Source organism: Paraburkholderia sp. SARCC-3016 (assembly GCF_031119615.1).
GTDB lineage: Bacteria > Pseudomonadota > Gammaproteobacteria > Burkholderiales > Burkholderiaceae > Paraburkholderia.
On record NZ_JAVHZD010000004.1, the window covers coordinates 227589 to 251414 of the forward strand.

Below are 23826 nucleotides of genomic sequence, written 5' to 3' on the forward strand. Positions count from 1 at the left end.
GAGAGCTAACATGGCTGACCAACCGAAGAAGATGAACGTCGTACAGCTGACGTTCATCGTCACCGTCAACATGATGGGATCGGGCATCATCATGCTGCCCGCCAACATGGCGAAAGTGGGGGCGATCTCGCTGCTCTCATGGCTCGTCACCGCGATCGGGTCGCTCGCGATCGCATATGGCTTTGCGGAGGCGGGGCTCTTCAATCAGCGCACGGGCGGCATGGCCGCCTATGCGGAGGATGCCTACGGGCGTGACGGCTATTTCCAGGTTTTTCTGCTGTATTTCCTGTCGATCGCGATTGCGAACGTGGCCGTCGCAAGTTCGGCACTCGGCTATCTGGCCGCATTTTTCCCGATATTGACGTCGTCCCCCGCGCTCACCTGCGCCGGCGTGATCGGATTGCTGTGGTTGACCACAGTAGCCAATTTCGGAGGACCGAAGATAACGGGACGCATCGGTTCCGTGACGGTATGGGGCGTGATCCTGCCGGTCGGCTTCATCTCGGTGGCCGGCTGGTTCTGGTTTCGCGGCGACACGTTCGCGGCTGCGTGGAATCCGAATGGGCTGCGGATCTTCGATGGCATGAGTTCGAGCATCTCGCTCACGTTGTGGGCGTTCCTCGGCATGGAGTCGGCGGCGCAGAATTCGTCGGCTGTCGCCAATCCGAAACGCGACGTTCCGCTCGCATGCATGTTCGGCACGCTCGGCGCGGCCGTTGTTTATATCCTGTCCACGGCCGTGATCCAGGGCATCGTACCGAATGCCGATCTCGCCAGATCGACCGGGCCGTTCGGTCTCGCATTTGCGCACATGTTCAGCCCGGCGGTGGGCTCCATCGTCATGGCGCTGGCCGCGATGGCGTGCGTCGGTTCGCTGCTCGGATGGCAGTTCACGCTGGCGCAGACGGCCAAAGACGCGGCCGACACGCGCATGTTCCCCGCGATCTTCGGCAAGGCAAACGCGCTGGGCGCGCCGATCGCGGGCATGGTGATCATGGGCGTCGTGCAATCGCTGATGGCGTTGTCGACGATTTCCCCGAGCCTCACCGAACAGTTCGAGGCACTCGTCAATCTCGCCGTCGTGACCAACGTGCTGCCTTACATCATTTCGCTGTCGGCGCTGTTCGTCATGATGCGCAACGCCGGTGTGGGAGAGGCGAAGTACCGGCTCAACGCGGCGGTGACCGTCGTGGCGCTTGCGTATTCCATCTACGCGGTCTATGCCTCGGGCAAGGATGCGGTGCTCGGCGGCATGCTGGTCATGGCGATCGGCTATGCGGTCTACGGCTTCGTCGCCTCGCGCCTGAACGTGTCGGGTTCGAGAGCGGGCGCGATAGCCGGACCCGCGGCCGCGGCGTTGGCGATTGCGCTGTTCGTGCTGTCCGCGTTGGTGCCGCAACCTGCGCATGCGCAGGACGGCGCGTCGGGCGGCGCGTCGGGCGAGACGCTTCAGCGCATCCGGCAATCGGGCAGCATCCGCATCGGTTATCTGCGCGACGCGCGTCCGTTTGCCTACATCGACGATGCGGGGCAGGTGGCCGGCTATACGGCCGCGCTGTGCAGGCGGATTGCCGAACAGATCGGGAGCGGACCCGGAACCGCTCCAATCAAGGTGCGGTGGGTCGAGCTTGCGCCGGGCGACGAGACGCGCGCCGTGCGCGACAATGAAGTCGATCTGCTGTGCGGTGCCGCCGACACACTTGCGAACCGGAACAGCATGTCGTTTTCGATCCCGGTCTACTCGGGCGGTATCAGCGCGTTGATGCGCCGCGATGCGCCCACCGGCCTCCGCGAGGTCCTGACCGGCTCGGGCCCGTCGCATCCGACCTGGCGCGCGTCGCCCGCGCAACTGCTGTCGCGGCAGACCGTTTCGGTGGTGGCGGATTCCCCGGCCCAACGCTGGCTCGCGGGGAAACTCGGCGAACTCGAGATCTCATCGACCGTCGTCACGGTCCCCTCGATCCAGGCGGGCGTGCAGAAGGTGATCGACCGCAAGGCGAACGTGTTCTTCGCGGAGCGCTCGCTGCTGCTCGCTGCCGTCAGCAGAAGTCCGGCTGCGCGCGATCTGACTATACTGGACCGACGCTTCACGACGTTGCCGGTCGCAATCGCAATGGCGCGCTCGGCCGACGACTTGCGTCTGCAGGCAGACCAAACCCTTAGCCGTCTGTTCAGAGCGCCCGAATTTCCCGGCCTGTACGGAAGATGGTTCGGAGAGCCTGACACCGAGACGCGTAACTTCTTCCGTTTGGTGGCGCTTCCGGAATGATATGCGCGGCGGGGCGCGCGTGAGACAGACGCGCGCGCACCGATCGGTGGAGCCGGGCCTCGCTGGCCGCGACCACCCGTGCGTGACGTTTCGGCTATCATCGCGGTCGCGTTGCGAACCGCGCCTGTGTCCCGCGCCCTTCAGCTGGGGCGCGAGTCGTCGGATCGCCTGAAGCGCGAACGGGGACATCCGATATTCCCGGCATAAGCCACCGTCCCGTTCTGTTCCGATCGGGCCTGTCTTCCATTGCGTCGCCACGCTCGTTTTCTCGTACGGAAAGGTGAAATGGACAACGAAGCAGTCTGGCCGTTCAGAACCGAGGCCACGCGATACGTCGCGGCGACCTGTTTCGTGGCCGTCTCCTTCGCGTGCGCGTACTGGCTGTCGCAGCACTTCGTGTCCGCTGCCGCCACGATGTCGTTGTGCGCGATCGTCCTCAGTGCGTGGCTAGGCGGCATCGGTCCGGGTGCATGGGCGGTGGTGGTGTCGCTCGTCGCATTCGACTACGGGTTCGTGCAGCCGCTGCACTCGCTGCATGTCGATCCTACCGATTTGCCGCGCATGATGATGTTTTCGTTCACGGCGACGTTTATCGGCTGCCTCGGCGCGTTGCAGCACCGCACCGCGCGCTCGCTTCGCGAAGCACACCGGCGGCTCGCGCGGACAGTCTCGATGCTGACCTCGACGAACGCAGCACTGCAAAGGGAAAACGCCGAATATCTGCGCGTTGCCGAGCAGCTGCGGCTAAGCAGCGCGTTTCTCGCCGAAGGCCAGAAAATCAGCCGGACCGGCAGCTGGCGCTGGAATATCCGGTCCGCTACGCTCGTGTGGTCGGAGGAGCACTACCGGATTCTGGGCTACACGCCCGCCGCCACGCCACCCGACTTCGACATGATCCGGCGGCGCATTCACCCGTCGGACCGCGAGATGGTGCGCGACATCGTGCGACGGGCGGTCGAAGCGAACAGCGCGTTCGAATGCGAATACCGGATCGTGCTTCCGGACGGAACGATCCGTCACATGTTCGGCACCGGGCGCCCGCTGTCTTACGAGGACGGGCGCATCGTCGAATACATCGGCACGACGGTCGACGTCAGCGCGCGCAAGCGGACCGAAGACCTGCTGCGCAAAAGCGAAAAAGCATTCCGCACGCTCGCCGAAAATCTGCCCGACAGCGTGGTTCGCTATAACCGGTATTGCGAACGCATCTACGTGAACCCTGCCTTCGAGCGCAAGCTCCATCTGTCGGCCCGCCAGGTGCTGAATGCTCCGCTGAGGGAAACCTGGATGTGCGACATCGCTGTCGAAGATTACGAAGCGATTGTTCGCCGCGTGCTGACCTCGGGCGAACCGGACGAAGTATCGGGCATCTGGACGGTGGCGGGCGGCTCGCGCACCTACAACTCGGTGCGCATTGCGGCCGAACGCGATGCCGATGGCGAGATCGTGAGCGCGATTGCGATCAGCCGCGACGTAACCGAAGCGAAACTGGCCGAAATGCGCGTCGAGGAATCGCGGCACCTGATCCGGCAACTCGCGGGCCGCAGCGAAGCGGCGCGCGAGGAAGAACGCAAGCACCTCGCACGCGAACTGCATGACGGCCTCGCGCAGTCGCTGCTTGCGGTGCGGATGCAACTGAGTGTGCTGAGCCTCGAATTCGGCGCGGACATGCCGGCGCTGACGAAGCGCGTCAATTCGATCGTCGGCCACGTCGACGGCGCGATCAAGGTGGTGCGCAACGCGGTGACGAGCTTGCGTCCGGTTGCGCTCGACCTGGGCATACTGCCCGCACTGGAATGGCTCGTGCAGGAATTTACCGCCGAGTCGGGAATTCCGTGCAAATTCAATACCGATCTGTCCACCGTCGCGCTGCGCGAATGCGAGACGACCGCGTTGTTCCGGATCGCGCAGGAAGCGTTGCGCAACATCATGCGGCACGCGCGTGCCACGCGTGCATGCCTGCTTTTCAAGCGCGAAGCGGAAGGCTTGCTGCTCGAAATCCGCGACGACGGCATCGGTTTCGATGCGACGAAAAAGAAGCCGACCTCGTTCGGGCTGGTGGGCATCCGGGAGCGGGTCCTGATGTTTGCCGGCACTTTCGATTTGCTTACGTCGCCTGGCACGGGCACGACGTTGCGCATTCGCATTCCTGCCACTGGATCGTCAGAGGCTTCATGATCCGCATTCTGATCGCGGACGACCACGCCATCATGCGTGAAGGGATCAAACAGCTGTTCGCGCTGGAGCGGGACTTCGAAGTGGTCGGGGAAGCGGCTAACAGCGGCGACGTGCTCGCCGCGCTGCGCCGCACGTCGGCCGACCTGCTGCTGCTCGATCTGTCGATGCCCGGCATCAGCGGCGTCGACCTGATCGAGCACATCAGGGCGCACGCAGCGGCGCCGCCGATTCTCGTGCTCAGCATGCACAGCGAACTCCATTTCGTGCGTTACACGCTCAAGGCGGGCGCGGCGGGCTATCTGACGAAGGACAACCAGCCGCAAACGCTGCTCGCCGCGATTCGCAAGGTCGCGGCCGGCGGCCGCTTTATCGATCCGCAACTGGCCGAGCACATGGTGTTCGATGCAGGCGAAGCGCTGCAACGCGCGCCGCACGAACGGCTGTCGGCGCGCGAATTCGCGATCTTTCGTCTGCTGGTGCGCGGGCTCGGCGTCAATGAAATCGCAGCGGAATTCGCGATCAGCAACAAGACCGTCAGCACGCACAAAGCCCGCCTCATGCAGAAGCTGAACTGCCGCAACAACGCGCAACTCGTGCGCTACGCGGTGTCGCATCGGCTCGTCGACTAAGCGCGGCTGCGCCGCTCGTTGCGGTTCGCCCTTCGGCGCGGTTGGCCGCCATGCCCTGCAATGTGGTCATCGGTCGATACGCGTATCAGGAACGCCCTACAGCGGAATCAGGCCCGCCTGATTTTCAGGCGCGCATGCGGCGCGGATAGTTTGCCGTCTGCGGATCGGCTTGCCCGAAGCAGAGTGGCAGATTCGATCGCGCTTACAAAACCAGAACATTGCATTCGAGAAACTCGCGGGGAAAGGCGTGACAATCATCAAGAATATGGCGCTGACACTGGCAGTCGCGCTATTGGCACTTCTGTTCATTACCGGATATGGCTTGTGGCAACTGACCCGTTCCGAGGCGCGTTACGCGTATGTCGAAGCCAACACGGTACCGGCTCTCGTCGACCTCGCCGAAGCGACCGCGCAGATGTCGGAAATCCGTGCAGCCACGCTATCGCGCGCGATGACTTCGAATCCGCAGTTGCGTCTGCAAAGGGATCAGCGCATTAGCGACGCGCATCGGCGCCTCGACGAAATCCTCGCGCGCTACGCGCACGACCACGTTATCGACGACAAGGACCAGGCGTTCCTCGCAGCCGATGCCGCGAATCTCGCCGAATATCGTTCGGTTCAGGCGAAATTCATCGAACAGACTTCGCACGCGCTCGACGATAGCCAGCTCGACGCCGCGCTCGCGCCGCTGACGCCGGCCACCGCGGCTGTGGTCAAAGGCCTGAAGAACCAGACCGACTACAACATTGCACAGGCGATCGCGCTCGGCGCCAAAGGCAAGCGTGCCGCTACCGCGTCGGTCTGGACGCTCGCGCTGACCGCACTGGCCGTCTTCGCATTCACGAGCGTACTGGCCTGGCGGTTGTTCAACCGTGTCCGCAACGGGCTCTCCGGCTTGCAGCGGACGCTCGCCGCGGTCAGTCACTCGCTCGATCTGTCGTTGCGCGCGCCGGTCGAACGCCGCGATGAAATCGGCCAGACCGCCGAAGCGTTCAATCAGCTGATCGAGCGCGTCAAGACCGTGCTGCACACGGTGCAAGGTTCGAGCCATTCGGTCCGCACGGCCGCCGCACAGATTGCGGCGGGCAATGCCGATCTGTCGTCGCGTACGGAAGAGCAGGCTGCGTCGCTCGAAGAAACGGCGTCGAGCATGGAGCAACTGACCACGGCGGTACAGCACAACGCCGCCAGCTCGAAACAGGCCAGCACGCTGACCGGCGGCGCGGCGCAACTGGCGCACAAAGGGCATGAAGTGGTAGCCCAGGTCGTCGGCACGATGAGCGAAATCGACGAGAGTTCGGACCGCATCGCGCAGATCACCGGCATCATCGAGGGCATCGCGTTCCAGACCAACATTCTTGCGCTGAACGCTGCGGTCGAAGCCGCGCGCGCCGGCGAACAGGGACGTGGCTTCGCCGTCGTCGCCGGTGAAGTGCGCAGCCTCGCGCAGCGCGCGTCGAGCGCGGCGAAGGAGATCAAAGACCTGATCGCGCTTTCGGTGCAAAAGATTCACGTTGGGTCGTCGCTTGCCAATGAAGCCGGCGAAGCGATCTCGCAAGTCACGGCCGCGGTGGGCAAGGTGGCCGACGTGATCGGCGAAATCGCGCTCGCGTCGGAGGAGCAGAGCAGGGGCATCGAGCAGGTCAACCGCGCGATCATGCAGATGGACGAGGTCACGCAGCGTAACGCCGCGCTCGTCGAAGAGGCGGCGGCCGCCGCGCGTTCGCTCGAGGATCAGGGCACCGAACTCGATACGGCCGTGAACGCGTTCCGGCTCGATGCGGCAGCGCAGCCCGCGATACGGATGCTGGCCGCGTGACGCGCCCGATGTGCGAATGCATCGCGATACGCGAGGACGTCCCGATCGTGCGCGCGGCGCGAAGTGCTGGCTGACAATCCGGACCCGGTTCAAAAGCAGCTCGCGCGCCCTATGCCAAGATCGCACTCGCAGCGCATGTCAGTTGGTTCAAACATCTTTTTGCTTGCTAGCCGATTTTATTGACCTCTGTTATAACTTTCGCGCTTGCAGGCAGCGTCCATGCGAACAAAGCAGATAAACACCGAAATTGGCTATAACCCGACATTCACGGTACGCGAGACGGTCGCCAGCCGACTTGTCGACGCCCAAGGCTGTTAAAAACAAAAGCACCTTGCCATGCCGGATATCGTTGCCGTCACACCGGAAGACTTCAGGCTCTGGGCCGAACATATCGATCGCCTGTTCAGGGAGTCCGGGCGCAATGGACAACCCTTGTTCTCGCCATTCGAGGAGGCGCCCGGCGCTTCATCGCCCGAACGACAAGGCCGGTTCGAGAGCAGCCTCGTCGTGCCGGTCCGGGAGCCCGGCTGGATGCGCGCATGGTCCGTACAGGATCCGGCGCGGCGAATCGTCTGCCACCTCGATCTCTCGGGGTCGAACATTCCTTCCGAAAACCATCGAATGACGCTCGGTATCGGATGCGAGCAGGGTTTTCGACGCCGGGGAATCGGAACCGTGTTGATGCGCCTCGCGCTCGATTTTGCATCGGAGCACGGCATCGAATGGATTGATCTGTTCGTATTCGGCGAGAACGCCGCAGCCATCGCCTTGTATGAGCGGTTTGGCTTTGCCGAATCAGGCCGCAGGCGTGATCGTTTCCGGCTGATGGGGCGAATGGTGGACGATGTGATGATGACGTTGCAGATTCCGCCATCCGCCGAATCGAACGCAATCTGGGCGTGATGCGGGTCGGCAGGCGTGGCGATTCCCAAGCAGGCTTTCGGGGCTTTCGCAAACTATGAGTTCGATTCGACTCAGTCGTGTGCTTCGCGATGATGCTGCCGATCTGATTTCGGCTAATCGCGACAATCAGCGCTATCACCTCCCATGGGTTACCTCATTCACGGATCAAGCTGGCTTCGATGCCTGGTTCGCGCGCTGCCTGACTGGACCAAACATCGGTCTTGTCGCCCGGTTGCGTACCACTGGCGAAATTGTCGGTGTCGTCAATATCAATGAAATCGTGGCAGGGGCATTTCACAGCGCTTATCTGGGGTACTACGGAATGGCCGCATTCAGCCGCAGAGGGTTGATGACCGAAGCGGTGGGAAGCGCAGTCAACCATGCTTTTGGCGAGTTGGGATTGCATCGGCTCGAAGCCAATATCCAGCCGGCTAACCGCGCGTCAATAGCACTGGTACGCCGACTCGGATTTCAAAAGGAAGGCTTCTCACCACGCTATTTGCGCATCAACGGCGAATGGCAAGACCATGAACGATGGGCAGTGCTCGCCGACTCGATCGAGACTTGCGGATAGAAACCGCGCACATGCGTCGGCGCACGCACACGCAGCCAGTGCGATCAGCGTGGCTCGCCCTCGCCATGCGTCAACCAGTCGAAGCAGTTACGCCACAGCCGCGCATAGCCATTCCAGGACGAGAACTCGGGAGGCAGCCAATGCACGGACATATCGCTCGTCCAGGCCAGCGTGCGGCCGGCGCCGAATTCGCCGGCGGCCAGTAGCGGATGCCCGGTATCCGGCACCCGTGCGATCAGCGTCGCGTCGGATTTGAGCTCCACTTCGTTGTAGCCGAGCAGATGCGGCCATGCGCCATCGATGCCCCGAAGCACCGGATGATCGGTCACGGGTTCGGGCGTGAAGCCTTCCGGCACCTCCACGCGGTCGTCATAGGGCAGGCAACGCACGGGCAAAACGTCCTCGACCGGCGTGTGCCGAAAGCGCGCGCTGCCATTGATGCCCTGGAAACTCAGATACCCGCCGATCATCATGAGGCCGCCGCCCGCGGCCACGTAGTCGCGCAGCAGCTTCAACCGGTTCGGGGTGCGCTGGCTTTTGATCCACGTGTCCGGATGCAACAGCAGCGTGTTCGCGCCGATGTCGGACAGGATCACCGCATGCCATTCGCGAAGTGCCGCGAGTGTCGACGGGAACTGCGTCTGCGCGTCGTGACTCTGCATATGCGTCACGGCATAGTCGCCCTGTTCGAATAGCGCGAGAAACTGCTCCGCGCCGCTGTGATGCGTGATCGACGCAAACTGATCGAATCCCTTCGCATGTGTGGCCGTCGAGGTCCACGATTCGCCGGCCAGCAAGATCTTCTTTTTCATTCGATATCCTTTCCAATCCGTGAATGAGCGCCGCCTTCACCGGCGCATGCACGGCGTGAAAACACGCGCGCCGGGTTCGCGACGAGCATCGTATCGATCTGCTCGTCCGTCACGCCGTGGCGCCTCAGCCTCGGCACGAAGTGCTCGAGGATGTAGCCATAGCCAAACCCGCCGTAGTGCGTCAGCATCATCTTCAGAAACACGTCCTGCGACATCAGCAGCCGGTCGATATAGCCGGCATCGATCAGCGACCGGATCGCGCGCGCGTTCTCTTCGTCCGACGGCGACTGCGCGTCCTCGTCCGCATAGTAGTAGTCCATGCCGATCATGTCGTATTCGAGCCATGCGCCGCGCCGTGCAAGCGCATGCTGGTAACCGGGATCGGCGTGACTCGGATTCATGTGGCACAGCACGGTATGGTGCAGGTCCGCACCTTCTGCTTCGACAATATCGAGCACGCGGTGACCATGGCGCGCCCAGCCCGGCAGATGAATCGACAGCGGTACGCCGGTGGCGGCGCTTGCGCGCGCGGCCGCGCGCAGCGATTTTGTTTCCTCCGCGGTGAACGCTGCCGACACACCGATTTCGCCGATCACCCCGGCGATAACGTCAGGCCTTTGCTCGAGCGCGCCGACCTCGAACATCAACTGCCCGGCCAGTTCCTCGATGCTCCGTTCACGCACATAGGGCGGGTGCGAAGACTCGAGATAAAAGCCCGTCGACATTACAACGTGCAGCCCCGTGCGACGCGAAACCTCCTGTAGCGCGAGCGGGTCGCGGCCGATGCCGATGTTGGTCGGATCGACGACGGTCGTGCCGCCGCGCTCGCGAAACTTCATCAGTTCGTCGACGGCGAGGTCCACATCGACGAGCCGGCAATTGTCGCGATTCATGAGCGGGTTCATGCGCAGCGCACCAAGAATGCCGATGTGCACCTTCTGTTCGCCGATATGACGCCCCGCGCAACAGGACGGCGGCACCCATTTGTTCGATGCGTCGAGCAGGATGTGTTCGTGCATCAGCGTGACGCCCATCTCGTCGACGGGCACAGGACCGCAGACGGTCATCACATAGCCGCTGTCGACGCCGATCGGCAAAGCGGCGGTCGGTCGCGACACAGGTTGGGACTCGGTCATCGATAGCCTCGCAGCGCGCAGTCAGGTGAATCGAGTAAAGCGCTTTACACGGCAAGGTATGTCGATGTAGGCACCGATGTCAACCGGACAAAAAGATTGCGGCTGGCCTCGGCTCTCGTGTCCATTAGCATTTCATCGCATGTTTCATGGGGTTTTCGGTGCTCGGCCAATTCGCGAGTTCGGGAAAACACTAGCACGCCGGTTATTTTGAACTGCTTGACACGCGAGATATGGCTACGTTCAATCGCATCAGACGAGGTAAAGCGCTTTACAAGAATGCGGGCATGCCAGCCGCAACCCCGGATTTCCGAATTCCAACGAGGCACGTGTGACGCAACGCCGTTTCGTACCAGGTCTCAAAGATGTCGCCCGCACGGCAGGCGTCTCGATGACGACCGTCTCGCGCTATCTGAACGCCGACCTCGTGTTGCCGGCCGAGACGGCGCGGCGCATCGATGCGGCGATCCGGCAACTCGGCTATGTGCCGAACCTGCATGCGCGCAGTCTCGGGCGCGGCCGCTCCGACACCGTCGGGCTCGTGATTCCCGATATCGCGAATCCGTTCTTCGCGATGCTCGCGTCCGCGGTCGAACAGGCCGCCGAGGGGAAAGGGCTCGGCGTGCTGCTGAGCGCCACGTCGAACAGCGCGAACCGGGAACTGCAATACGTGACGCGGATGCGGCGCAATCAGGTCAGCGGCCTGCTGTTCGTCAGCGCGCATCACCACACGAGCGAACTCGCGCAGGCGCTGAACGACACGCGCGGACTCGTGCTCATCGACGAAGACATACCGGGCGTGCAGTGCGCGAAAGTGCTGTGCGACAACTATCGCGGCGGGTGGCTTGCCGGCGAGCATCTGACGGGCTACGGGCATCGGCGTATCGCCTTCATCGGCGGGCCGTCGGAGCTCGCGAGCACGCGCGAGCGCTTTGCAGGACTGCGCGATGCCGCGGCGGCCGGCGGCGCCGAGATCGCATTCGAGCTGTATGGGCCGTACTCGGCCGTGCATGGCGAAGACGCCGCGCGCGCGTTGCTGAGCGTCGGCCGGCCGCCGACGGCGGTATTCGTATCGAGCGGCGAGATCGCATTCGGGCTGCTCGATGCGCTCAATCGCGCCGGCGTGGCAGTGCCTGAGCGCCTGTCGCTGATCGTGTTCGACGATGCCGGCCCGCTGCATCTGTTCAATCCGCCCTTGACGGCCATCCGTCAACCGATCGCCGAAATGGGCACCCGCGCCGTGGATCTCGTGCTGGCCGCCTCGCAAGGCGATGCCGCGCAACCCGAAACGCGTTTGCCGGTGGAGCTCGTGAAACGCGCATCGGTGGCGCGACCGCCGTCTTCGTGATCTTCGTCGTCTTCGTCGTCTGTCTGACTGCTTGTCCAACCTTCTGGAGGAGTTCCATGAACAAGGCATTACGTATTGCGATGCTGTGTTGCGCTGTGCCGTTCGGCCTCGTTGCACGCGCACAGGCCGCCGAGCCTCCGACCTACGCGCTGATCCTGATCAATCAGCAGGCCGTGTTCTTCAACCAGATGCGCAGCGGCGCCGAAGAAGAAGCGAAAAAGCTCGGCGCGAAGCTCGTCGTCTTCAACGCGAACGACGCGTCGTCCGCGCAGGTGAACGCGATTGACGACTATGTGCAGCAGAAGGTCGACGGCATCGCAATCGATGCGATCGACGTGAACGCGGTGCGCGGCGCACTGCGCAATGCGAGCTCGGCGGGCATTCCGGTGGTCGGCGTCGATGCGGTGTTGCCGCCCGGGCCGCAGAAGGCGCAGGTCGGCGTCGACAACATCGTCGGCGCGAAGCAGATGGCCACGCATTTTCTCGATTACGTGCAAAAGAATCTGCATGGCAAGGCGCAGGTCGGCATCGTCGGCGCATTGAGCTCGGTGATCCAGAACACGCGCCAGAAAGGCTTCGTCGACGCGCTTGCCGTCAACGGCAACGTGAAGATTGCCGGCGTCGTCGACGGACAGAATACCCAGGACGTCGCCTTATCGGCCGCCGAAAACCTGCTGACCGCCAACCCCGACCTCGACGCGATCTATGCGACCGGCGAGCCGGCGATGCTCGGTGCGATCGCGGCGGTGCAGGCACAGGGGCGCGCGGACAAGGTCAAGGTGATCGGCTGGGATCTCGCGCCCGAGGTGATTCGCGGCATCGAACGCGGCGTGGTGCTCGGCGTCGTGCAGCAGGATCCGGCCGCGATGGGCCGCGCGTCGATCGACGCACTTAACGACGCGCACAAGGGCAAACCGGTGCAGGCCGTGGTGGCCACGCCGCTCACGATCGTGACGAAGGCGAACGTGGGCGCGTATCGCAGCCAGTTCGCGGCCAAGTAGCGAACACCCGAGGGCAAATAAAGTGACCATCCCTGCGGCAAAGCCGACCATGAACCCGCTCACTCCTGTGCAGCCGTTCGCTGCCGCGCACGCCGCGTCAGCGCGTGTGCCCGTGCTCGCGCTGAAGGGCATCCGCAAGAACTTCGGTTCGTTTCCAGCGCTGCGCGGCGTCGATCTCGATCTGTACCCGGGCGAATGCCTCGGTCTGATCGGCGATAACGCGGCCGGCAAATCGACGCTGACCAAGGTCATGGCGGGCACCTATCTGCCCGATGACGGCGCAATCTATATGGAAGGCGAGGAGGTACGGCTCACCGGTCCGGCCGACGCGCGCGCCCGTCACATCGAAATGGTCTATCAGGATCTGAGCCTGTGCGACACGGTCGACGTGGCCGGCAACCTGTTTCTCGGCCGCGAGATCTGCAAGGGCGGCATGCTGCAGCGCAGACGCATGCTGGCCGAAGCGCGCACGCTGCTCGAACGGCTCAAGATCCGGATTCCGAATCTGAACAACACGGTCGAACAGTTGTCCGGCGGGCAGCGCCAGTCGATCGCCATCGCGCGCGCGGCATCGTTTTCGCCGCGTGTGCTGATCATGGACGAGCCGACCTCGGCGCTTGCCGTGGCCGAAGTGGAAGCGGTGCTCGAACTGATCAACCGTGTCAAGGCGCAGGGCGTGGCCGTGGTGCTGATTACACACCGGCTGCAGGACCTGTTTCGCGTTTGCGACCGCATCGCGGTGATGTACGAAGGGACGAAGATCGCGGAGCGCCGGCTCGAAGAGACCACGCTCGAGGACCTGGTTCAGCTGATTGTCGGAGGGAGGCACGGATGAGCACCACATCGTATACCGAGCGCGAACTCGGCTCGCGCTCGCGCGACTACTTCGCGGCCCATGCCCAGGTGCTGTCGATCGCCGCATTCTTCGTAGGCTGCTGCGTGTTTTTTTCGCTCGGCAGCGCGAACTTCTTTTCCGCGAGCAACGCGCTGAACATCTTGCGGCAGCTTGCGCCGATCCTCGTGGTCGGCATCGCGATGACCTTCGTCATCACGACAGGCGGCATCGATCTGTCGGTCGGCTCGATGGCCGCGCTCACTAACGCGCTGGTGGCGATCCTGATCCAGCATGGCGTGCCGTGGCCCGTCGCGGTGCTCGCAACGCTTGCGCTCGGCGGTGCGATCGGCTGGCTGCAGGGCTGGATTTCGGCGAGTCAGGCCATTCCATCGTTCATCGTCACGCTCGCGGCCATGACGACCTTGCGTGGCATCGCGCTGTATTCGACCAAGGGCTTTTCGGTCGCGATCGATCCCGGCACGGGCTTCGACCTGATCGGCACAGGCACGCTGTTCGATATTCCCGTGCCGGCGTTGATTGCCGTCGCGGTATCGGTGGCTGGCTATGTCTATCTGAATCGCGGGCGCTACGGCAGACGCGTCATCGCGGTCGGCTCGAATGCCGAAGCGGCGCGGCGCGCCGGCATGCCGACGCTGCGGATCAAGGCCTCGGTGTTTCTGCTGACCGGGCTCGCGTCCGCGGTCGCGGGCCTGATTCTGGCCTCGCGCCTCGGTTCGGGCTCGTCGAATGCGGCGGTTGGCTTCGAGCTTGACGTGATCGCGGCCGTGGTGCTCGGCGGCACGTCGTTGATGGGGGGGCGCGCGACGATCATCGGTACGATTCTCGGCTCGCTGACGATTGCCGTTATCGGCAACGGACTGATCCTCATGCATATCTCGCCGTTTTTCACGCAGATCATCACGGGTTTGATCATTCTCGGCGCGATCTGGCTCAACACGCGTGTTTTCGGTCAACACAAGTCAGCAAAGAAATAAGGCATCCGCACAGATGGCTACACACCACTCGCAGAACAGTCATTCGGAGCGCCTGCTCGCATCCGCCACGGATGAATGGCAGGCGATGCAGGAACATCGCTTCGTCGTCGATATCGAGCGCGACCGGCTGGCCGCCGATGCCTTCGCGCGCTACCTGTCGTATGAAGGGCGCTTCGTCGAAACGGCAATGGCAATCTTCGGCTACGCGCTCGTGAAGGCCGATACGGTCGCGCACAAGCACTGGCTGATCGGCGTGCTCCATGCGCTATCGACCGAGCAGGTGCCGTATTTCGAGCGCACGCTCGCTGCGCTGGACCTGCCGCGTTCGTACGACGACGTCCCGTTGCCGACCGCCGTCAGCGCATTCGATTCGGGCATGCTCGATATCGCGCGAAACGGGACTTACGAGGAGGTCATCGTCTCGATGCTCGCGGCCGAATGGATGTACGGCACCTGGTGCACGCGTGCGAGCCACGCATCCATCAGCAATCCGTATGTGCGCGACTGGGTCGCGCTGCATGCGGAGCCGACCTTCCTCGCCCAGGTGCAATGGCTAAAAGCACAGGTCGATGGCTGGTCCGCACAACGGTTCGACTTCGAGCGCAGCAGCGCGATCTTTCGCAAGGTGCTCGCGCTCGAGATCGATTTCCACAGCGCGGCTTATGAAGCTTGATGCGCCCGACGCTACAGGTGAGAAGCGATGAATACGCAAAGCAAACCGGTCTTCAGGACCAAGCCCAACGCCATCGACACATTGTTCGGCAAGCGCAAGGCGGTACTCGGCATGATTCATTGCTTGCCGCTGCCGGGCGCGCCGCGCTACGAGGGACAACCGATCGGCGAGATCGTCGATTTCGCGGTGAGCGAAGCGAAGGTGTACGCGCAGTTCGGACTTGACGGTCTCGTCGTCGAAAACCATGGCGACATTCCGTTTTCGAAGCCCGAAGATCTGGGCCCCGAAACAGCCGCGTCGATGGCCGTCGTGGCCGATGCGGTGCGCCGCGCAGTCGGGCTGCCGGTCGGCATCAACGTGCTTGCGAATGGCGCGGTGCAGGCGCTCGCCGTCGCGAAAGCGGCCGGCGCGACCTTCGTGCGCGTCAATCAGTGGGCCAATGCGTATGTGGCGAACGAAGGCTTTATCGAAGGCCCCGCGGCGCTCGCCACGCGCTATCGCGCCCGCTTGCGCGCAGAGGACATTCAGGTGTTTGCCGACGTCCATGTCAAACATGGGGCGCATGCGATCACGGCCGACCGGTCGCTCGCGGAACTCGCACGCGACGTCGAATTCTTCGACGCCGATGCGGCCATCGTCACCGGTCAGCGCACCGGCGATTCCGCGACGATGGACGAGCTGCGCGCGATTGCGCAAGGCACGTCGTTACCGGTCGTGATCGGCTCGGGCGTCAATCCGTCGAATGTCGGCGAGCTGTTCACCGTGGCCGACGCGGTGATCGTGGCGAGCTTCCTGAAGCAGGACGGGGTCTGGTGGAACCCGGTCGATCCCGACCGCGTCGCGACATTCATGAAAGAAGCCGTGAAGGCGCGCGCATGAGCATGGCGAACCGGCTCTTCGTGGTCGGCAACGCGGTGTCCGATCTGACCTTGACAGTCGAGCGCGCGGCTCACGCGGGCGAATCGATTCTCGCCGACAGCATGCAGCGCGCACCCGGCGGCAAGGGATTGAATCAGGCCGTGGCCGCGCACCGCGCGGGCGCCGCGGTCGTGTTTCACGCGAGCGTCGGCGACGATGGCGAGGGCGCGGATATCGCGGCGCGCCTCGACGAGGAGCGCATGCATGCGCTGCGGCTCGTGCGGCACGCGCTGCCGACCGATCTTTCGGTGCTCACGGTCGCGCGCAACGGCGAAAACTCGATCATCACGACGGCGGGCTGCACGCGCGCGCTGGACGCGGCCGGGCTCGTCGCGCAGATCGCCGATATCACGGCGGCCGATACGCTGCTGATGCAGGGCAATCTGTCGCTCGAAAGCAGCCGCGCGGTGATCGATCACGCGCGCGCGTCGGGGGCTGCCGTCATCGTGAACGCGGCGCCGTGGTGTTGGCCCGATGCCTCGGCGCTTGCGGCATGCGACGGTGTGATTGCCAACGAGGGCGAGATTTGCGCGATCGCGGGCGTCGACGACCCGGAACTCGGTGCGACACGCCTGCTCGTGCAAGGGCCGCAATGGGTGATCGTCACGCTGGGCGCGCGCGGCGCGCTGATCGCGCGCGGCGACGAGCGGGTTCGCATGCCCGCCGTGTCGGTCGTGCCCGTCGATACGTCGGGCGCGGGCGACGTGTTCTGCGGCGTGCTGGCCGCGCTGCGCACGCCGCGCAACGAGGCATTGCCGTTTCTGCGCGCGATCGAATGTGCGCAGCGCGCCGCCGCGATCACGGTCGGGCGGGCCGGCACCTTTTCGGCGATACCGTCGGCCGAGGAAATGCGGCAGGTGATCCGCAACGGATAGACACCTGCACGTCTGTGCGCCCGGCTTGGACCGCCTGCGATCGAAGCCGGCAGCCCGCACGCGCCGATCTTGTCGTATCGCACCGGCCGGAACGAGACCGTCTTCCCGCGTCGCAAACGGTCTCGACGAAGCCGTTGTGCCGGAAAACGTACGACGCGCCGCGGCCTGACAAAAGCTTCATCTGTTTCATGGCGCTTCGATATGACGCGCGGACCATCCTTGTATCGTCACAACGTCGCACAAGGAGCGGATGACATGAAACCTTTCTGGATCAAGACCACGATGGCGCTTTGCGTCGTGCTGGCAAGCGGCGCCGCGTCGGCGAGCGCCAGGCTGACGACGCGCGAATGCAACGACTACCCGTTCACGCCGCTGAGCAAGCCGGTCACGCACGCCCAGCTGATGCAGGAACTCGGTGAACTCGAATCGGTGGGTTACCAGGCATCGGCCGGAGACGACAGCTACTATCCGTCGGAAATTCAGGAGGCGGAAGCGCGGCTGAGGCTGAAGTACCGCGCCGACTGTCTCGGCGAGAAGGTCAAGGTGCCGACCTCGCCGATTATCTACAGCGGCGGTGCGGACGGATTCTATTGAGATCCGGCCGGCGCGCGGGACCAGCGAATCGAAACGAACCACGGCAGCACCGGCATCACCCTCAAGGTGTTTGCTCGTGCTGCCGCGACGCTTGCAGTGCGACCGGATTGAACGGCACCGTGTCTTGCGGCTGCGGCAGATCTTGCGTCGACCATCCGCCGCCGAGCGCGCCGATCAGATCGACCGATGCCTGCAGCCGGCGCGCCTTCACCTGAACCTCGGACAGTTCGGCCGTCAATGCGGCAATCTGCGCCACGGTGACATTCAGATAATCGTCGAGACCGCTCGTATAGAGCTGCATGGCAATGTCCTGCGCCTTCAGCGACGCCGTCACCGCGTCGCTTTGCTGTTTGTACTCGGTGGCGAGTCTGTTCGTCAGCGACAGCTGATCTTCGACCTGCTGGAATGCCTTGAGCACCGTCGACCGGTACGTGTCCGCGGCCTGATGGAACGAAGACCAGCTCTGCTGCTCTTCGGCGCGGCGCAGTCCGCCCTCGAATAGCGGCAGCATCGCCGCTGCGCCGACGCTCCACAGGCTGTCGGGCAGCGAAGCGAGCCCGATACCGTTGTCCTCGAAGCCGAAATTGGCACTGAGCCGGATGTTCGGATAGAACGCCGCGCGCGCGACGCCGATCGCCGCATTGGCCGCCGCCATTTCACGCTCCGATGCCGCGATGTCGGGGCGCCGTTGCAGTAGCGCCGACGGCACGCCGACCGGGATGATCGGGATCTCGAACGATTTCAGGTCGCCGGAAGGCAGCGTGAACGTCGATGGATTCTGGCCCGCCAGCACGGCAATCGCGTGCTCGAGAACCGCGCGTTGCGCCTCGATGTCCGTGTCGGCTGCCTGAGCGGTCGCCAGCTGGTCGCGAGCGCGCTCGAAATCGAGGCCCGAACCGATCTTTCCGGTGTAGCGAAGTTTGGTGATTCTCACTGCGTCGCGGTAGTAGACGAGCGTCTTCGTATAGACCGCATGCTGTGCGTCGAGCCCACGCAGCATCATGTAGTCGCTGGCCAGCTGCATCTCGAGACTGAGCCGCGCCGTTGCGACGAGCGCTGCCGTGGCCTGCGCGCTGGCCTTGGCAAAGTTGGTCCGGTTGCGAATCTCGCCCCAGAAGTCGGGCTCCCAGCTCGCCGCCGCGCCATACCCGAGCGATGACTCTTCGAGCGGCAGCGACGGACTCGACGCGAGGCTGTGAAAGAGCGTATGTGCCGACTCCGCGTTTTGCGACGCGAACGCCTGCGCGCTCAGCTGCGGAAACAGCTGCGAACGGGCTTCGCCGACCACGTCGCGCGCCTGCGTATAAGTCTCCTGCGCGGCCTGCAGATCCGGGTTGGCTGCATCGAGTCCGGTTTCGAGCCGGTCGAGTTCGCTGTCTCCGAACATTTTCCACCACGGACCGTGCGCGAGCTGATCGTCCGGATGCGCAAGCACGAACGGACCGGTTCCCTTGTAGCTCGTCGGCAGCAGCGTCGCGTCGGGCGGCGTATAGACCGGCGCGAGGCTGCAGCCGGCAAGCGGCACGACGAGCGTCAGCAATGCGCCGAAGAGCGTGCCGGCGCCGCCGAAGGCTGGTTTGACGTGGCGCATCATTTCGCATCCTTCGCAGCGGGGTCGGCATCGGCCAGTCTCTGGCCGGCCGGTTGTGCGGGTTGCGCGGGTGGTGGAAGTTGCGCGGCCGCGACCGTTTGCCTGATGCCGGGCACGCCCTGGACGATATCGACCTTCTGCCCCTCGAGTATCCCGGCTGACGGGTTGACGATGAAGCGGTCGGCCGGCGTCAGCCCCGAAACGATCTGAACGCGCTGGCCAAGATTGAGCCCGAGCTTCACGTTCTGCAGATGCACGCGGTCGTGCGGATCCACGAGGGCCATCTGCATGCCTTGCTCGCGGAACAGCAACGCCTGTTCGGGCACGACGAGTACACTCCGGTCTGACGGCACTTTAAAGGTTACCGTCGCATAGGTGCCGGGCCATAGAAGATGATCGCGGTTATCGGCGACCAGTTCGGTCACGACCGTTCTCGTGCGCGGATCGAATGCGTTCGCGGTGGTCAGCAGCTTCGCATGGAATTTGCGCCCCGGATACTGCGGCACCGTAAAGTTCGCGTCGAGGCCCGGTTTCAGCATGCCGGCATAGTCCTGCGGCACCGATACGAAAAGACGCATCTCGTGCACGTCCGCCACCGAGAACAGTTCGTCGGCGGCGCCGCCGGAGCTGACGTCGCCGCCGGCCGCATTGACGTAGTTGCCGAGGTCCGTATCGCGCGACGTGATCACGCCGTCGAACGGCGCGACGATGCTCTTGAACTGCTCGAGCGCATGGTAGCGCTCGACGTTGTGCTGCGCCGCCATCACCATCGCATCTTTCGCGTCCGCATTGGCGACCTTGATGTCGACATCCTCCTGCGCGACCGCTTCGGTGCCGGCAAGCGCTTTCCAGCGCGTCGCCGTGACGTCGGCCAGCTTGCTGTTGGTTTTCGCGACCGCGAGATCGGCGAGCGCGCCCTGATATTGCTGGTCGACAGTCGGCGCATCGATCGTGGCGAGCAGCGAGCCTTTTTTGACGAACGCGCCATAGTCGACATACCACTTCTGCACGTAGCCCGACACCTGCGCATAGATCGGCGCCGTGTACCAGGCCTTGATATTGCCGGGCAGCCTGACGGTACGGGTGGCGGGGCCCGCTGCGGGCGCCATCACCTGAACCTGGGGCACGGATTCTTCGTCGGTGGCCGATTTCAGGTCCTCGAAACTGTCGTGCCGTTGCACGATGCCGTGGGCGACGAGGCCGCCGAGTAGCAGCGCGGCGATCGCGACAGACCATTTGGTGCGGTTCTGGCCTGGCGCCAGCACCTCGCGGGGGATGTTCATGGACGAGACTCCGTGGCGTCTATGTCGTTGCGATGCATGACCGCGAATACGCAGGGGACGAAAAGCAATGTGGCGAACGTCGCGATCAGCAGACCGCCGATCACGGCACGGCCGAGCGGTGCGTTCTGCGAATTGCTGAGCGACATCGGCAGCATGCCGATGATCATCGCGAGCGCGGTCATCAGCACGGGCCGGATGCGCGCATGGCCAGCCTCGATCGCCGCGGCCACCGCGTCGCCGTGCGCGGCAAGACGGTCGCGCGCGAAAGACACGACCAGGATCGAGTTCGCCGTTGCCGTGCCCATACACATGATCGCGCCGGTCAGCGCGGGGACGGACAGGTTCGTATGCGTCAGAAAGAGGCTCCAGACGATGCCCGCGAGTGCGCCCGGCAAGGCGGTGATGATAATGAACGGGTCGAGCCACGACTGGAAGTTGATGACGATCACGAGATACACGAGCAGTACCGATATCGCGAGACCGCCGAGCAGTTGCATATAGGCGCTCGTCATCGTCGTCGCCTGGCCGCGCAGGTGGATGCTCGCGCCATGCGGCAACTGCGACTGCATCTGCTTCACGGCCTTTTCGACATCGCCTTCGACGGCGCCGAGGTCGCGTTGCTGGTTGCTCACGTACACGTCGATGGCCGGCAGAATGTTGTAGTGCGACACCACCAGCGGCGAACCGGTTTGCGAAATCGAGCCGAGCGCGCCGAGCAACTGCGTGCTTTTGCTGCCCGGCGAGCCGTTGCCGTCATCGATCGGAATCGTCTCGAGGTCGTTCATCGACGAAAGCTGGTCTTGCGGGGTTTGCAGGTTGACGAGGTGCGAGACGCCGTTGGCCGTGTCGAGCCAGTAGGTCGGCGCCGTTTGCCCGCTGCCGGAGAGCGTGGCAAGCGCGTTGTCGGCGATGCTCGCTTCGGTCAGATTCACGCCGGAGGCGAAACTGCGGTCCGCGTCCACTTTCAGCGTCGGTTCGTCGAACAGTTGCTGAACGTGCACGTCGGCCGCGCCGGGAATCCGGCGCAGACGCGCGGCGAGCTTTTGCGCGAAGGCCATGTTCTGAAGCTGTCCGCGGCCGGCGATCTGCACGTCGATCGGCGCGGGCAAACCGAAGTTCAGGATCTTCGCGGTGATGTCGCCCGGCAGGAACGAGAACTGTGTGCCCGGGAACATCTTCGGCAACTCGCGGCGCAGCCTCGCGCGGTATGCGTCGACCGGCGATGCCTCGTCTTTCAGGCTGATCGTGATGTCGCAGTCCTGAGGCCCGATCGTGCCGTTCGAGTTGTACGCTTCGTTGGTGCTGCTGGTCGGCAAGCCGCAGTTGTCGACGAGGTTCGTCACCTGACCCGCCAGAATGCGGCGCACGCCGTGATTGACGAGGTCGGCGATTTTGCCCGTGTCTTCGAGACGCGTGCCGGCCGGCGCGCGCATATGCATATCGATCTCGTCCGACTTGATGCCCGGAAAGAAATCGCGGCCGAGAAAGGCGACGAGGCCCATCGACGCGACTGCGCACAGCACGAAGGTCAGGATGAAGCGCTTGCGGTGCAGCACCGCGAGCGTCAGCACGTCGCGATACCGCTCGCGAAACGCATTGAAGCGTTGCTCGAAGCCGCCCTGAAAGCGCATGAAAACGTTCGGCTTGCCGGCCGCATGGCTGTGCAGGTGAATATGGGCCGGCATGTGCACCTGCCCGCGCAGCAGCCACGCCGCCATGGTCGGCACGAGCGTGCGCGACAGGATGAACGACGCGAGCATCGCATAGATGATCGCTTCGGCGAGCGGGCGAAACAGGTAGCCGGAAATGCCGCCGAGCTGAAACATCGGCAGCCACACGATGCAAATACACAGTGTCGCGACGAGCGTCGGCACGACGATCTGATTCGCGGCCGCGATGATTCCAGGCTCCAGCTCTTCGCCTGTTTCGAGGTGCGCGTCGATATTTTCAATCATCACGGTCGCATCGTCGACGAGAATGCCGACCGCGAGGGCGAGCCCGCCCAATGTCATCACGTTGATCGTCTGACCGGTCAGGTGCAGCATGATCACCGAGCAAAGAATCGCGAGCGGAATCGAGGTCGCGACGATCAGCGTCGAACGCCAGCTGCCGAGAAAGAGCATCACCGTCAGGCCGGTCAGCAACGCGGCCGTGACCATCTCCTGCACGACGTCGCGCACCGAATCCTTGACGAATCCGGACGTATCGTTGAGCGCGGTGATTTTCACGCCCGCCGGCAGGGTCTTGACGATACCGGGCAGCGCCTTCTTGATGCCCGCGACGACGGACAGGGTCGACGCATCGCCGCTTTTCAGCACCTCGATCAGCACCGACTGCTCGCCCTTTACGAGCACCGCGTTGATTTGCGGAGGCGAGCCGCGGTGCACGTACGCGACGTCGCGCAGGTAGACCGTCGCACCATTGACCGTCCTGATCGGCATGTTGTTGAAAGAAGGCACCGCGACCGGCGTCGAATTCGTTTGCACCATGAAATCGAGCGTGCCGATTTTCTGGTCGCCGGCCGGCAGCACCACGTTCTGTTTGGCGAGCGCGTGGGCGACGTCGGTGGCCGACAGGCCATGTGCGAGCAGCTTCGCCTGGTTCAGGTCGATTTCGACGTTCAGCGAGCTGCCGCCGTACGGGTTCGGGATCGCCGTGCCCGGTACCGAGACGAGCGCCGGCCGGATCAGATTGGACGCCATGTCGTAGATCTGCGCGGCCGTCATGCTCGGCGCCGAGACCTGCAGAAACAGCACCGGCACCGACGATGCGCTATACGACAGCACCTGCGGCGGCGTGATGCCGGCCGGCATCTGCTTGAGCACGGTCTGCGAGACCGCGGTCACCTGTGCCTGAGCCGCTGCGATGTTGGTCCCGGGCTGAAAGAAGATCTTGACGACGCCGGTGCCATAGAGCGACTGGCTTTCGATGTGCTCGATGTTGGCGACCGTCGTGGTCAACGCGCGTTCGTAGTAGTAGACGACGCGGCCCGACATGTCCTGCGGCGACAGGCCTGTGTACGACCACACGACCGCGACCACCGGAATGCGGATCGCCGGAAAGATATCGGTCGGCGTCTTCACGATCGCCATCGCGCCGGCGAGCACGATGAGGATGCTCATCACCACGAAGGTGAGCGGACGGCGCAGGGCAACGAGGACAATGGCGTTCATGAAGAAGGACTTGGCGGCTTCGGGTTGAATCCGTGCATCGGACGTTTTTCTGAGCCTGATCCGCCGGGCGAGGGCGCAGCGGCGCACCCGCCGACGTGGCGCGTGCGGCGCGGCCAGCTGAACGGGGAACAGCGCATGCGAATGCGCTACGGTTACGGAGTCGGTTCGCGCTGTGACTGCAACGTCGCGCTTGTTGCGCCGCGGTCGAGGCCGCGGTCGAGGC

At 63.9% G+C, this 23826-nt stretch carries 19 protein-coding genes; 14 read left to right on the forward strand and 5 right to left on the reverse strand.

The window, feature by feature from the left end:
* Nucleotides 1-10: 10 nt before the first annotated feature.
* From potE to QYH69_RS06405, 6 genes are all read left to right on the forward strand, one after another.
* Complete coding sequence (potE, locus tag QYH69_RS06380; protein ID WP_308831036.1) at nucleotides 11-2269, forward strand: putrescine-ornithine antiporter; 2259 nt, start codon at nucleotides 11-13, stop codon at nucleotides 2267-2269.
* Between the two features lie 285 nt (nucleotides 2270-2554).
* Nucleotides 2555-4447 (forward strand): PAS domain-containing protein, encoded by a 1893-nt coding sequence (locus QYH69_RS06385; protein ID WP_308831037.1) that lies wholly within the window; start codon nucleotides 2555-2557, stop codon nucleotides 4445-4447.
* Nucleotides 4444-5076: a response regulator transcription factor gene (locus QYH69_RS06390; RefSeq protein ID WP_308831038.1), complete on the forward strand. Its 633-nt coding sequence runs from the start codon at nucleotides 4444-4446 to the stop codon at nucleotides 5074-5076. The genes QYH69_RS06385 and QYH69_RS06390 overlap by 4 nt, the downstream gene beginning before the upstream one ends.
* A 247-nt stretch (nucleotides 5077-5323) precedes the next feature.
* Nucleotides 5324-6895 carry a methyl-accepting chemotaxis protein gene (locus QYH69_RS06395; RefSeq protein ID WP_308831039.1) on the forward strand — a complete coding sequence of 524 codons (1572 nt, stop codon included), beginning with the start codon at nucleotides 5324-5326 and terminating at the stop codon, nucleotides 6893-6895.
* A gap of 336 nt (nucleotides 6896-7231) precedes the next feature.
* Entirely contained in the window at nucleotides 7232-7798 is a 567-nt protein-coding gene (locus QYH69_RS06400) for a GNAT family N-acetyltransferase (protein ID WP_308831040.1), read from the forward strand.
* A 55-nt stretch (nucleotides 7799-7853) separates the two neighbouring features.
* Nucleotides 7854-8372 carry a GNAT family protein gene (locus QYH69_RS06405; protein WP_308831041.1) on the forward strand — a complete coding sequence of 173 codons (519 nt, stop codon included), beginning with the start codon at nucleotides 7854-7856 and terminating at the stop codon, nucleotides 8370-8372.
* Between the two features lie 44 nt (nucleotides 8373-8416).
* On the opposite strand, the gene QYH69_RS06410 is transcribed toward QYH69_RS06405, so the two are convergent.
* Nucleotides 8417-9184: a glutamine amidotransferase gene (locus QYH69_RS06410; RefSeq protein ID WP_308831042.1), complete on the reverse strand. Its 768-nt coding sequence runs from the start codon at nucleotides 9182-9184 to the stop codon at nucleotides 8417-8419.
* Nucleotides 9181-10320, reverse strand: coding sequence for a phosphotriesterase-related protein (locus tag QYH69_RS06415; RefSeq protein ID WP_308831043.1), 1140 nt, complete (start codon nucleotides 10318-10320; stop codon nucleotides 9181-9183). The genes QYH69_RS06410 and QYH69_RS06415 overlap by 4 nt, the downstream gene beginning before the upstream one ends.
* A gap of 328 nt (nucleotides 10321-10648) precedes the next feature.
* Between QYH69_RS06415 and QYH69_RS06420 the strand changes: the two genes are divergently transcribed.
* From QYH69_RS06420 to QYH69_RS06455, 8 genes are all read left to right on the forward strand, one after another.
* Nucleotides 10649-11665 carry a LacI family DNA-binding transcriptional regulator gene (locus QYH69_RS06420; protein ID WP_374992358.1) on the forward strand — a complete coding sequence of 339 codons (1017 nt, stop codon included), beginning with the start codon at nucleotides 10649-10651 and terminating at the stop codon, nucleotides 11663-11665.
* Between the two features lie 56 nt (nucleotides 11666-11721).
* The gene (locus QYH69_RS06425; RefSeq protein WP_308831045.1) at nucleotides 11722-12666 is read left to right on the forward strand and encodes a substrate-binding domain-containing protein; all 945 of its coding nucleotides are present in this window, start codon (nucleotides 11722-11724) and stop codon (nucleotides 12664-12666) included.
* Between the two features lie 49 nt (nucleotides 12667-12715).
* Nucleotides 12716-13501 (forward strand): ATP-binding cassette domain-containing protein, encoded by a 786-nt coding sequence (locus QYH69_RS06430; RefSeq protein WP_308831046.1) that lies wholly within the window; start codon nucleotides 12716-12718, stop codon nucleotides 13499-13501.
* The gene (locus QYH69_RS06435) at nucleotides 13498-14496 is read left to right on the forward strand and encodes an ABC transporter permease (RefSeq protein WP_308831047.1); all 999 of its coding nucleotides are present in this window, start codon (nucleotides 13498-13500) and stop codon (nucleotides 14494-14496) included. The genes QYH69_RS06430 and QYH69_RS06435 overlap by 4 nt, the downstream gene beginning before the upstream one ends.
* Before the next feature lie 13 nt (nucleotides 14497-14509).
* The gene (locus QYH69_RS06440; RefSeq protein ID WP_308831048.1) at nucleotides 14510-15169 is read left to right on the forward strand and encodes a TenA family protein; all 660 of its coding nucleotides are present in this window, start codon (nucleotides 14510-14512) and stop codon (nucleotides 15167-15169) included.
* Between the two features lie 27 nt (nucleotides 15170-15196).
* The gene (locus QYH69_RS06445) at nucleotides 15197-16048 is read left to right on the forward strand and encodes a BtpA/SgcQ family protein (protein ID WP_308831049.1); all 852 of its coding nucleotides are present in this window, start codon (nucleotides 15197-15199) and stop codon (nucleotides 16046-16048) included.
* Nucleotides 16045-16962, forward strand: a complete 918-nt coding sequence (locus tag QYH69_RS06450) for a PfkB family carbohydrate kinase (protein ID WP_308831050.1) — start codon at nucleotides 16045-16047, stop codon at nucleotides 16960-16962. The genes QYH69_RS06445 and QYH69_RS06450 overlap by 4 nt, the downstream gene beginning before the upstream one ends.
* Nucleotides 16963-17217: 255 nt before the next feature.
* The gene (locus tag QYH69_RS06455) at nucleotides 17218-17556 is read left to right on the forward strand and encodes a DUF4148 domain-containing protein (protein WP_308831051.1); all 339 of its coding nucleotides are present in this window, start codon (nucleotides 17218-17220) and stop codon (nucleotides 17554-17556) included.
* A gap of 61 nt (nucleotides 17557-17617) precedes the next feature.
* Here the strand turns inward: QYH69_RS06455 and QYH69_RS06460 are convergent, their stop codons facing one another.
* The 3 genes from QYH69_RS06460 to QYH69_RS06470 are packed head-to-tail and all read right to left on the reverse strand — an operon-like array spanning nucleotide 17618 to nucleotide 23603.
* A complete protein-coding gene (locus QYH69_RS06460) occupies nucleotides 17618-19150 on the reverse strand; it encodes an efflux transporter outer membrane subunit (protein ID WP_308831052.1) in 1533 nt (510 codons plus the stop codon).
* Nucleotides 19147-20430: an efflux RND transporter periplasmic adaptor subunit gene (locus tag QYH69_RS06465; protein ID WP_308831053.1), complete on the reverse strand. Its 1284-nt coding sequence runs from the start codon at nucleotides 20428-20430 to the stop codon at nucleotides 19147-19149. Before QYH69_RS06465 ends, QYH69_RS06460 begins: the two co-directional genes overlap by 4 nt.
* Complete coding sequence (locus QYH69_RS06470; RefSeq protein WP_308831054.1) at nucleotides 20427-23603, reverse strand: efflux RND transporter permease subunit; 3177 nt, start codon at nucleotides 23601-23603, stop codon at nucleotides 20427-20429. Before QYH69_RS06470 ends, QYH69_RS06465 begins: the two co-directional genes overlap by 4 nt.
* Between the last annotated feature and the right edge of the window lie 223 nt (nucleotides 23604-23826).

Excerpts from the sequence above, each read along its gene's own strand:
- QYH69_RS06415 (WP_308831043.1), bottom strand. The coding sequence starts at position 10,320 with ATGACCGAGTCCCAACCTGTGTCGCGACCGACCGCCGCTTTGCCGATC.
- QYH69_RS06440 (WP_308831048.1), top strand. The coding sequence starts at position 14,510 with ATGGCTACACACCACTCGCAGAACAGTCATTCGGAGCGCCTGCTCGCA.
- QYH69_RS06465 (WP_308831053.1), bottom strand. The coding sequence starts at position 20,430 with ATGAACATCCCCCGCGAGGTGCTGGCGCCAGGCCAGAACCGCACCAAA.
- QYH69_RS06405 (WP_308831041.1), top strand. The coding sequence starts at position 7,854 with ATGAGTTCGATTCGACTCAGTCGTGTGCTTCGCGATGATGCTGCCGAT.
- QYH69_RS06385 (WP_308831037.1), top strand. The coding sequence starts at position 2,555 with ATGGACAACGAAGCAGTCTGGCCGTTCAGAACCGAGGCCACGCGATAC.
- QYH69_RS06425 (WP_308831045.1), top strand. The coding sequence starts at position 11,722 with ATGAACAAGGCATTACGTATTGCGATGCTGTGTTGCGCTGTGCCGTTC.
- QYH69_RS06400 (WP_308831040.1), top strand. The coding sequence starts at position 7,232 with ATGCCGGATATCGTTGCCGTCACACCGGAAGACTTCAGGCTCTGGGCC.
- QYH69_RS06445 (WP_308831049.1), top strand. The coding sequence starts at position 15,197 with ATGAATACGCAAAGCAAACCGGTCTTCAGGACCAAGCCCAACGCCATC.
- QYH69_RS06435 (WP_308831047.1), top strand. The coding sequence starts at position 13,498 with ATGAGCACCACATCGTATACCGAGCGCGAACTCGGCTCGCGCTCGCGC.
- QYH69_RS06410 (WP_308831042.1), bottom strand. The coding sequence starts at position 9,184 with ATGAAAAAGAAGATCTTGCTGGCCGGCGAATCGTGGACCTCGACGGCC.
- QYH69_RS06450 (WP_308831050.1), top strand. The coding sequence starts at position 16,045 with ATGAGCATGGCGAACCGGCTCTTCGTGGTCGGCAACGCGGTGTCCGAT.
- QYH69_RS06470 (WP_308831054.1), bottom strand. The coding sequence starts at position 23,603 with ATGAACGCCATTGTCCTCGTTGCCCTGCGCCGTCCGCTCACCTTCGTG.
- QYH69_RS06390 (WP_308831038.1), top strand. The coding sequence starts at position 4,444 with ATGATCCGCATTCTGATCGCGGACGACCACGCCATCATGCGTGAAGGG.
- QYH69_RS06455 (WP_308831051.1), top strand. The coding sequence starts at position 17,218 with ATGAAACCTTTCTGGATCAAGACCACGATGGCGCTTTGCGTCGTGCTG.
- potE (WP_308831036.1), top strand. The coding sequence starts at position 11 with ATGGCTGACCAACCGAAGAAGATGAACGTCGTACAGCTGACGTTCATC.
- QYH69_RS06460 (WP_308831052.1), bottom strand. The coding sequence starts at position 19,150 with ATGATGCGCCACGTCAAACCAGCCTTCGGCGGCGCCGGCACGCTCTTC.
- QYH69_RS06430 (WP_308831046.1), top strand. The coding sequence starts at position 12,716 with ATGAACCCGCTCACTCCTGTGCAGCCGTTCGCTGCCGCGCACGCCGCG.